Source organism: Enterobacter mori LMG 25706, from assembly GCF_000211415.1.
GTDB lineage: Bacteria > Pseudomonadota > Gammaproteobacteria > Enterobacterales > Enterobacteriaceae > Enterobacter > Enterobacter mori.
In genome coordinates, this window is the sequence record NZ_GL890776.1 from 468,869 (window position 1) to 478,144 (window position 9,276).

The following is a 9,276-nucleotide window of genomic DNA, read 5'->3' on the forward strand; positions in this document are numbered from 1 at the left end:
TTACCGCAGGGAGAAACGTCATGAACGCCATGCGCATGTTCATCGCTCTTGTATGGCTTACCGGACTGCTGCCAGGGATGGCGCAGGCATCGGATGCCGATAACTTTGTTGCTGCTAACCGCACGCAGCAAGCAGCATTGCTGACCGCGTGGGCGGCTTCACCGGATGCGGCAAGGATGCCGCTGCTTCAGGCGCTGCAAGCTGAAAGCCTGTTTATCGACGGCCAGAAACATGCCTTTGCCAGGCACGGCGGCGAGATGGTGCCGCTCGGGGCGGCAACGGCGGCAGAAGGCGCTACCAAAGCCGTACGCCTGACCAACCGACTCCGTGTGCTGGCGGCGACTGCCCTGGCGACACATCAACTGATAAGTGACAGCGTCACAGAAAGGCGAGGCGCAGCCCGGCAGCTCCAGCGGGATATCCAGCCAGATATGCTCGGTTTTCTGCAAAAAAGGGTCAGTCTCGAAACGGATGATGTGACGCGGCAGTCGCTGCTGCTGGCGCTGGCGAACCTCCAGCTTGCCAGTCCACTGGCGGAGACCCGTCTTCAGGCCATTGAACTACTGGGTCAATCCGACGACCCGGACGTGCAGGCAAAAATCACGCCGTTTACCCAACCGCAGACGGAGCCGGATGCGAAGGTGCGTGCGGCCGCTGCCGAGAGCCTGAGCCACATACAGCACCGTCTGATGTGGGGCGACTTGCTCGGGCAAGCATTTATGGGGCTTTCTCTGGGCTCTGTCCTGCTGCTGGCTGCGCTGGGGTTGGCGATCACCTACGGACTGCTTGGCGTCATCAACATGGCGCATGGTGAAATGTTGATGTTAGGGGCGTATGCCACCTGGATGGTGCAGCAGGTGATGGCGCAATTTATGCCCCAGTGGCTGGCGCTTTATCCGGTTATTGCGCTGCCCGTGGCCTTTTGCCTGACGGCGGGCATCGGAATGATTCTCGAGCGCACGGTGATCCGCCATCTTTACGGACGTCCACTGGAAACGCTGCTGGCGACATGGGGGATCAGCCTGATGCTTATCCAGCTGGTACGCATGACGTTCGGGGCACAAAACCTGGAGGTGGCAAACCCGTTCTGGCTTTCCGGAGGCGTGCAGGTGTTCGCCAACCTGACGCTGCCGTGGAACCGCATTGTGGTGCTGGGCTTTGTGCTGCTGGTGCTGTTCTTCACCTGGCTGATTCTGAACAAAACCCGTCTTGGCCTGAACGTCCGCGCGGTGACCCAAAACCGCAGCATGGCTGCCTGCTGCGGGGTGCCTACCGGGCGTGTCGACATGCTGGCGTTTGGGCTGGGGTCCGGCATTGCCGGTCTGGGCGGCGTGGCGCTTTCCCAGTTGGGGAACGTGGGGCCGGAGCTGGGCCAGGGCTACATTATCGACTCGTTCCTGGTAGTGGTGCTGGGCGGCGTCGGCCAGCTGGCCGGTAGCGTGGCAGCGGCGTTTGGCCTGGGGATTTTCAACAAAATTCTCGAACCGCAGATGGGTGCGGTACTCGGCAAGATCCTGATTCTGGTGGCGATCGTTCTGTTTATTCAGAAACGCCCTCAGGGACTCTTTGCCTTAAAAGGGAGGGTTACTGACTGATGAGCCAGCCACTTACCTTAACGATGGCGCGTAAAGCGCCGCGCACGACTCAGATTGCGGGCAGCCTGCTGGTGGCGTGTCTGCTGATCTTACCGTTTTTCGCGCTGCTGCCCGCCACGCATCCCCTGGCGCTATCGACCTGGATGCTGACGCTGATTGGCAAGATCCTCTGCTATGCCATCGTGGCCGTTGCGCTCGATCTGGTATGGGGATACGCGGGCATGCTCTCGCTGGGACACGGCATTTTCTTTGCCCTTGGCGGCTATGCGATGGGGATGTACCTGATGCGCCAGGCGGCGGGTGACGGTCTGCCTGCGTTCATGTCCTTTCTCTCCTGGAGCGAGCTGCCGTGGTTCTGGTGGGGCACCCAGCACTTTGCCTGGGCGCTGGTCCTGATTGTGATGGTTCCGGGATTGCTGGCGCTGGTGTTTGGCTGGTTTGCCTTCCGCTCAAAAATCAAGGGGGTCTATTTTTCCATCATGACCCAGGCGCTGACCTACGCGGGCATGCTGCTGTTCTTTCGTAACGAGACCGGTTTTGGCGGTAATAACGGCTTTACCGGTTTTACGACCCTGCTCGGATTTCCGGTGACGGAGACCGCCACGCGTATCGCGCTGTTTCTGGCGACCGTGTTGCTACTGATTCTGGCATTAGGCACAGGATTTGCGCTGGCGAAAAGCAAGTTTGGCCGCATCCTCACGGCGGTGCGTGACGCGGAAAACCGCCTGACGTTCTGCGGTTACGATCCGCGCGGGTTCAAGCTGCTGGTGTGGACGCTGTCCGCGGTGCTGTGCGGTCTGGCGGGGGCGCTGTACGTTCCGCAGGTGGGCATTATCAACCCTGGCGAAATGTCGCCGACCAACTCGATTGAAGCCGCTATCTGGGTGGCGCTGGGCGGGCGCGGCACGCTGGTCGGTCCGGTGATTGGCGCAGCGCTGGTGAACGGCGCCAAGAGCTTCTTCACCGTCGCGATGCCGGAATACTGGCAGCTGTTTTTGGGGCTGATTTTTATCGCCGTCACGCTGTTCTTGCCGCGCGGCGTCTACGGCCTGTTGCGTAAGGGGGAGAAATAATGCAGCCATCTGATGGATTATTCACCCGGCAGCTGCCCGGTGACCGCTACCGGGAACAGACCGATCCCGTGTTGCAGCTTGAGGCCATCAACGTCAATTTTGACGGGTTTCAGGCGTTGACGGATCTCACGCTCAATATTGGCGTGGGCGAACTGCGCTGCGTAATTGGGCCTAACGGCGCGGGCAAAACGACGTTAATGGACGTTATCACGGGCAAAACGCGGCCTCAAAGCGGCAAAGCGCGCTATGACCAGTCTGTCGATCTGACCCTGCTCGATCCCGCCGCTATTGCCCGACAGGGGATCGGGCGTAAATTCCAGAAACCCACGGTCTTTGAAGCGCTTACGGTGTGGGAAAACCTCGAAATCGCAATGAAAACCGACAAATCCGTCTGGGCGAGTCTGCGGGCAAAGCTAAACGGCGAACAGGTCGATCGCATTGATGAAATGCTGGTGCTTCTGCGGCTCAGCAGCGAGCGCGACCGCCGCGCCGGGCTGCTTTCTCACGGGCAAAAACAGTTTCTGGAGATCGGTATGCTGCTGGTGCAGGATCCGCATCTGCTGCTGCTGGACGAGCCCGCCGCTGGAATGACGGACGCGGAAACCGAATACACCGCAGAATTGTTCAGAACGCTGGCGGGCAAGCACTCTCTGATGGTGGTGGAACATGACATGGGGTTTGTGGAAACCATCGCCGATCGGGTGACGGTGCTGCATCAGGGGCGCGTGCTGGCGGAAGGCTCGCTTCGTGAGGTACAGGCCAACGAGCAGGTGATTGAAGTCTATCTGGGACGCTAAGGAGCCGTAATGCTACAGGTTAACGAACTGAATCAATACTACGGCGGCAGCCATATTCTGCGCGGCGTGAGCTTTCAGGCTCTTCGCGGCGAGGTCACCTGTCTTTTGGGGCGCAACGGCGTCGGTAAAACCACGCTGCTGAAGTGTCTGATGGGGCTGATCCCGGCGAAAAGCGGTGACATCGTCTGGCAGGGCAAGAAAATCACCCACAGCAAGCCGCACCAGCGGGTGCATGCTGGCGTGGCGTATGTCCCGCAGGGGCGCGAGATTTTCCCGCGCTTAACCGTTGAAGAGAATCTGCTGCTGGGGCTGTCACGCTTTTCCGCCCGCGACGCGAAGCAGGTGCCGGATGAGATCTGGCAGTTGTTTCCGGTGTTAAAAGAGATGAAACACCGCCGCGGGGGCGATCTCTCCGGGGGACAACAGCAGCAGCTGGCGATAGGACGCGCGCTGGCAAGCCGTCCGCAGCTTCTAATCCTCGATGAACCGACGGAAGGCATTCAGCCATCGGTTATTAAAGAGATTGGGCAGGTGATCCGCTCGCTGGCGGATCGCGGCGATATGGCGATTCTGCTGGTCGAACAGTTTTATGACTTTGCCGCCGAGCTGGCCGACAGCTATCTGCTGATGTCGCGCGGCACCATTATTCAGCAGGGTCGTGGTGAAAATATGGAGCAGGAGGGCGTTCGCGGTCTGGTTGCGATCTGAAATGTTATAATATAACATCCTTATTCTTATAAAACGGAATGAGGGTTTTGTTTTGGCTGCACATATTGGAAAAATTGCCATGACTCTGGGGGCGCTGCTGGTCAGCGGCCAGCTGTTTGCCCATTCGCACGGTCACCAGATGACCGAGGCGGAACAGAAGGCGGCGAACGGCGTGTTTGAGGATAAAGACGTGAAGGACAGAAAGTTGTCTGACTGGGACGGTACCTGGCAATCCGTCTATCCGTTCCTGTTGGACGGTTCGCTCGATCCGGTATTTAAGAAGAAAGCGGAGAAGGACCACAAATCCGTTGAGGCGGTGAAAGCCTATTACCGGACGGGCTACGCAACGGACGTGGGATCTATCGGCATCGAAAATAACGTGATGGAATTCCACCAGGGGGAAACGGTAAGCCGCTGTCACTACGACTACAGCGGCTACAAAATCCTGACCTACGCCTCGGGGAAAAAAGGCGTTCGCTATCTGTTTGAGTGTAAGGATGCCAGCAGCAAGGCACCGAAGTTTGTTCAGTTCAGCGACCATATCATTGGACCGAAAGCCTCTTCACACTTCCATCTTTTCATGGGCAATACCTCCCACGAGGCGCTGCTGAAAGAGATGGATAACTGGCCGACGTACTACCCGAACGAGATGTACAAAGAACAGGTGGTTGAAGAGATGTTGCACCACTAGATTTTGCTTGAGCCGGGTGGCGGCTACGCCTTACCCGGCCTACATGGTTACGCGACTTTGGGCGATTCGCACCACGCTTTCACGCTCATCCCACGCAAAATCATCAGCCAGGCAATGACGATGGCGGCCATCATAATCACAAACAATGACCAGTGCGGCAGATGGGTCAGGATGAGCCCAGTGATCATCGGGTTCGCCGCCGCGCCCAGCCAGCCCAGCGCCTGGGCGGAGAAATAGCTCGCCTTCATTCCCGGCGGGGCGATGTTGTCGATCAGCATATATTCCCCCGGAGCATAGATAATCTCCCCGAGGGTAAAGATCGCGGCAGCGATGCCCCAGTAAACCAGGTTTTCACCGGAGAGCATAAACCCGCCCAGACCCACAATGAAAAACAGGGTGGCAACGGTCATCAGCGGGCGAATGTTGCTGGCTGAAATTTTACGCCCGAGGGCGTATTGCAGCGTCACCACCACGGCGGCGTTGACGGGGAGCACCACGGCCACCACCTTTTCGGCGAAATCACCGTCCGCGTGCGCGGCAAGCACATACTGCGAAATGCAGGTCGCAAACGATCCCCCGACGTAAGAGGCGAGCAGACCAGACAGCGTATACCAGAACAGGGCGCGGTCCTTCAGCAATACCGACGGCTGCCATGGCGCCTTTTCTTCAGCGGCATCTAACGCCACGCTTTTCTGTACAAAGAAATGGATAAAGCCGAGCGGCAGTGCGGCGCAAAAGGCCGCCAGCCAGAACGGGAGCTGCAGGCTGTACATCACCAGCAGGGTCCCAAGCGGTGGGCCGATCGTCCAGCCGATGTTCAGGAAGCTGTAGTTCAGGGAGAAGACGCGGGCTTTTTCGCTTGAGGTCAGCACATCGGCAAACCAGGCTTTGAGTACCGTTGAAAAAACCGAGTAGGCGCAGTTGATCAGCGCAAAAAACAGCACCACCAGCGTGACGTTATTAACCAATGGAATGGCCACAAAGCCCGCAATAAACGCCACAATGGCGATTAGCATATAGCGCTTTTTATCAAACTTATCGGCCAGAATGCCAAACCCTAAGCTGAACACGACGCCAATGGTCAGCGCAATGGTCAGCGCATAACCGATATTCTCGACGCTCATGCTATACGCGCGCGTGAGATAAATGGTCATAAACGGCAGCGTTGCCCCTCGACCGATTGTTAATAACAATGACGATGCCAGCAGCGCTGCGGTAGAGCGCCTGAGAGATGGTTTCATATTCCTGCCCGACAAATGCTTATGCTTTTTTTGTTGTGTTATAAAAGGAGTATCACGACATAAGGGGCTTGTATAGCGCCTAATTTATCCCTAAATGCTTCGCCTGACTGCCAGAATTAATGATCTTCTCGTGGTGCTATTTTTTCTGTTACCTTGAAGTGTTAACAAATTATTAATAATTCAGGGGCAGGGTATGACGCGTAAAGACGGGCTGCTGGCGTTGCTGGTGGTCGTAGTGTGGGGGCTTAATTTTGTGGTCATCAAGCTGGGGTTACACAATATGCCTCCGCTGATGCTGGCCGGTTTACGTTTTATGCTGGTAGCGTTCCCGGCGCTATTTTTCGTGGCGCGTCCAAAAATCCCCCTGAAATTGCTGCTGGGCTACGGCCTGACCATCAGTTTTGGTCAATTTGCGTTTCTTTTCTGCGCCATTAAGTTCGGCATGCCCGCCGGTCTGGCCTCGCTGGTTCTGCAGGCGCAGGCGTTCTTTACCATTATTCTCGGCGCGTTTGTGTTTGGTGAGCGTTTACAGGGTAAACAGCTGGCGGGGATCACGCTGGCGGTGTTTGGCGTGCTGGTGCTGATTGAAGCCAGCCTGAACGGTCAGCATGTGGCCCTGCTGGGCTTTATGCTCACGCTGGCGGCGGGGCTTAGCTGGGCCTGCGGAAACATCTTCAACAAGCTGATTATGCAGCATGAGGCGCGCCCGGCGGTGATGTCTCTGGTGGTGTGGAGTGCGCTGATCCCTGTTATCCCGTTTCTGGCGGCATCGTTTATTCTGGACGGCCCGGATCTGATGCTGAAAAGCCTGGTCGAGATCGATCTCACGACTATCCTGTCGCTGATTTATCTGGCGTTCGTCGCCACAATTATCGGCTATGGCATTTGGGGTTCGCTGCTGGGTCGCTACGAAACCTGGCGGGTGGCGCCACTGTCTCTGCTGGTACCCGTGGTGGGGCTGGCCAGCGCGGCGTTGCTGCTGGATGAAAAACTCAGCGCGCTGCAGCTCTTTGGCGCGGTGCTGATCATGGGTGGACTCTACATCAACGTGTTTGGTTTGCGCGTGCGTCGGGCGACGCGAGTACGGAATTAGGGCACAAAAAAGCCCCGCAGAGGCGGGGCAAAACGAATCAGAAGCCGTGCTGATTGTAATACGGCACGCCTAATTCGTCGGATTTGTCGCTACCAGCCCCCATATGGTTGAAATCAAAAGGTGACTGGTCATGTGCTGACGGCAAAATCATCGTGTCACGATTATTTTGCTGCGTTGCACTGGGCGTTTGCTCCGCGAAGGTCTGGCTGGAAAACAGCACCAGCAAGGCGAGGGCGGCGGAGACGGTAACTTTCATGATTTCCTCGGTACGTCTTTACAGGCGTTGTTTAACTACAGTGTTTTAACGGATAGAGATATCGGGATTCACCCGGCATGCTGGTGATACGATACTTATGAGGCGGCACATCAAAGTAGTTCTTAAACGTGCGCGTCAGGGTTTGTTGCGATTCAAATCCGTAACGCTCCGCCAGATAAAGGATCGGCTCATTGCTTTCTTTCAGTTTTTGGGCAATCTCCGTCAGCTTGCGGCTGCGAATATATTGACCTAATGAATGACCGGTCTCTTTTTTGAACATCCGTTGCAGGTGCCATTTTGAGTAACCTGAACGCTCTGACACTTTTTCAAGGGAGAGCGGCGATTCCAGGTTGTCCTCGATCCAGTCCAAAATGCTATGAATGGTGATAGCGTCAGTATTGCGTCTGGACATCGTCATACCTCTTTTTCTGTTTACGGCAGTATTTTCTTAAGCAAAAGCTCAAGCGTTGCCACTTCATCTGCCGTTAAGTTTTTTGTTAGTTCCTGATGCAGTGTTTGTCCTACGAGTTGATGACATTGCTCACACATGGCCGCGCCGTCGCTGGTCAGTTTGATCAGCACGCCGCGTTTGTCATTCGGGTTAGGGCTTCGTTCTATCCATCCTTTGCAGACGAGACGATCCAGCATGCGGGTTAACGCACCCAGATCGACAGAGAGCACCTTTTTCAGCTCAACCGGCGTGATACAAACTTCGCAGCGAATGGAACACAGCACTTTGAACTGTGTTGCGGTGATATCCAGCGGTGACAGATAGTCATTGAGCAGGCGATCTTTTTTCTGGTTAACCATGTGAATAAGACGGCCCAGTGGAATGATGTCGTTAAAGAGATCGCTGGTGCTTTTCACAATGGTTGCCCTGGCAAGTAGTTTAGTCACGGCAGATATTATTGCTCAGGCAAGTATAAGTCAACTGAATGAATCGACGGATGCCACGAATTGCTAAAACGTTTCATGAACTTTTTTTGAGTACTTTCAAATCATATACATAACGCAGGGTTATCATTGCAGTGAGAAAATAATGGTTACGTTGTGGTCATGGCTGAATGTCACACTTTCACCCTATAATTGCGGGGATGAATATGGATAAGGACAACGACGTACTATGTTGGATTTGATTAAAGCAATTGGCCTGGGGCTGGTGGTGTTGCTGCCGCTGGCGAACCCGTTAACGACGGTGGCGCTGTTTCTGGGGCTGGCAGGGAACATGAACAGCGCAGAGCGCAATCATCAGTCGATGATGGCCTCTGTCTATGTGTTTGCCATCATGATGGTGGCTTATTACGCCGGACAGCTGGTGATGAACACCTTTGGGATTTCGATTCCCGGCCTGCGTATCGCCGGGGGGCTGATTGTGGCCTTTATCGGGTTCCGTATGCTGTTCCCCGCGCAAAAAGCGCATGAATCACCGGAAGCGGCCAGCAAATCCGAAGAGCTGGAAACAGAGCCCAGCGCGAATATTGCTTTTGTCCCGTTAGCGATGCCGAGTACGGCGGGGCCGGGAACGATTGCGATGATCATCAGCTCCGCCTCAACGGTGCGTGATAGCTCCACCTTCCCGGACTGGGTGCTGACGGTTGCGCCACCGCTGATTTTCGCGCTTATCGGTATTATCGTGTGGGCATCCCTGCGCAGTTCCGGTGCGATTATGCGCTGGGTAGGAAAGGGCGGGATTGAAGCGATTTCCCGTCTGATGGGCTTCCTGCTGGTGTGTATGGGCGTACAGTTTATTATTAACGGCGTGCTGGAAATTATTAAGACCTACCACTGAGGTCATTGCCGGGTGGCGGCTTCGCCTTACCCG

General features: G+C 55.9%; 11 protein-coding genes. 7 read left to right on the plus strand and 4 right to left on the minus strand.

Annotation, left to right across the window (positions count from 1 at the left end):
• Positions 1 to 20: 20 nt before the first annotated feature.
• From urtB to zinT, 5 genes are read left to right on the plus strand one after another with little or no spacing between them, the layout of a single operon-like run.
• Positions 21 to 1,595 carry an urea ABC transporter permease subunit UrtB gene (urtB, locus tag ENTMO_RS0112080; RefSeq protein ID WP_010431072.1) on the plus strand — a complete coding sequence of 525 codons (1,575 nt, stop codon included), beginning with the start codon at positions 21 to 23 and terminating at the stop codon, positions 1,593 to 1,595.
• Positions 1,595 to 2,668, plus strand: coding sequence for an urea ABC transporter permease subunit UrtC (gene urtC / locus ENTMO_RS0112085; protein WP_010431075.1), 1,074 nt, complete (start codon positions 1,595 to 1,597; stop codon positions 2,666 to 2,668). The genes urtB and urtC overlap by 1 nt, the downstream gene beginning before the upstream one ends.
• Positions 2,668 to 3,465 (plus strand): urea ABC transporter ATP-binding protein UrtD, encoded by a 798-nt coding sequence (gene urtD, locus ENTMO_RS0112090; protein ID WP_010431077.1) that lies wholly within the window; start codon positions 2,668 to 2,670, stop codon positions 3,463 to 3,465. The genes urtC and urtD overlap by 1 nt, the downstream gene beginning before the upstream one ends.
• 9 nt (positions 3,466 to 3,474) lie before the next feature.
• Positions 3,475 to 4,173: an urea ABC transporter ATP-binding subunit UrtE gene (urtE, locus tag ENTMO_RS0112095; RefSeq protein WP_010431081.1), complete on the plus strand. Its 699-nt coding sequence runs from the start codon at positions 3,475 to 3,477 to the stop codon at positions 4,171 to 4,173.
• Positions 4,174 to 4,225: 52 nt separating this feature from the next.
• On the plus strand, positions 4,226 to 4,864 hold the full coding sequence (zinT, locus tag ENTMO_RS0112100; RefSeq protein ID WP_010431084.1) for a metal-binding protein ZinT: 639 nt from the start codon (positions 4,226 to 4,228) through the stop codon (positions 4,862 to 4,864).
• A 47-nt stretch (positions 4,865 to 4,911) separates the two neighbouring features.
• Here zinT and ydeE read toward each other — a convergent pair whose 3' ends face one another.
• Positions 4,912 to 6,105 carry an efflux MFS transporter YdeE gene (gene ydeE, locus ENTMO_RS0112105; protein WP_029485077.1) on the minus strand — a complete coding sequence of 398 codons (1,194 nt, stop codon included), beginning with the start codon at positions 6,103 to 6,105 and terminating at the stop codon, positions 4,912 to 4,914.
• 193 nt (positions 6,106 to 6,298) lie between these two features.
• Here ydeE and eamA point away from each other — a divergent pair, with 193 nt between their 5' ends.
• The gene (gene eamA / locus ENTMO_RS0112110; protein ID WP_010431090.1) at positions 6,299 to 7,198 is read left to right on the plus strand and encodes an O-acetylserine/cysteine exporter; all 900 of its coding nucleotides are present in this window, start codon (positions 6,299 to 6,301) and stop codon (positions 7,196 to 7,198) included.
• A gap of 37 nt (positions 7,199 to 7,235) precedes the next feature.
• Here eamA and marB read toward each other — a convergent pair whose 3' ends face one another.
• Genes marB through marR form a run of 3 tightly spaced genes read right to left on the minus strand, consistent with a single transcriptional unit; the run spans position 7,236 to position 8,321 of the window.
• Entirely contained in the window at positions 7,236 to 7,454 is a 219-nt protein-coding gene (gene marB / locus ENTMO_RS0112115; protein WP_010431092.1) for a multiple antibiotic resistance protein MarB, read from the minus strand.
• Positions 7,455 to 7,485: 31 nt separating this feature from the next.
• Complete coding sequence (marA, locus tag ENTMO_RS0112120; protein ID WP_001303241.1) at positions 7,486 to 7,866, minus strand: MDR efflux pump AcrAB transcriptional activator MarA; 381 nt, start codon at positions 7,864 to 7,866, stop codon at positions 7,486 to 7,488.
• 20 nt (positions 7,867 to 7,886) lie between these two features.
• A complete protein-coding gene (marR, locus tag ENTMO_RS0112125; RefSeq protein WP_010431103.1) occupies positions 7,887 to 8,321 on the minus strand; it encodes a multiple antibiotic resistance transcriptional regulator MarR in 435 nt (144 codons plus the stop codon).
• A 256-nt stretch (positions 8,322 to 8,577) separates the two neighbouring features.
• Between marR and ENTMO_RS0112130 the strand changes: the two genes are divergently transcribed.
• On the plus strand, positions 8,578 to 9,243 hold the full coding sequence (locus ENTMO_RS0112130; protein WP_010431105.1) for a MarC family NAAT transporter: 666 nt from the start codon (positions 8,578 to 8,580) through the stop codon (positions 9,241 to 9,243).
• Positions 9,244 to 9,276 lie beyond the last annotated feature (33 nt).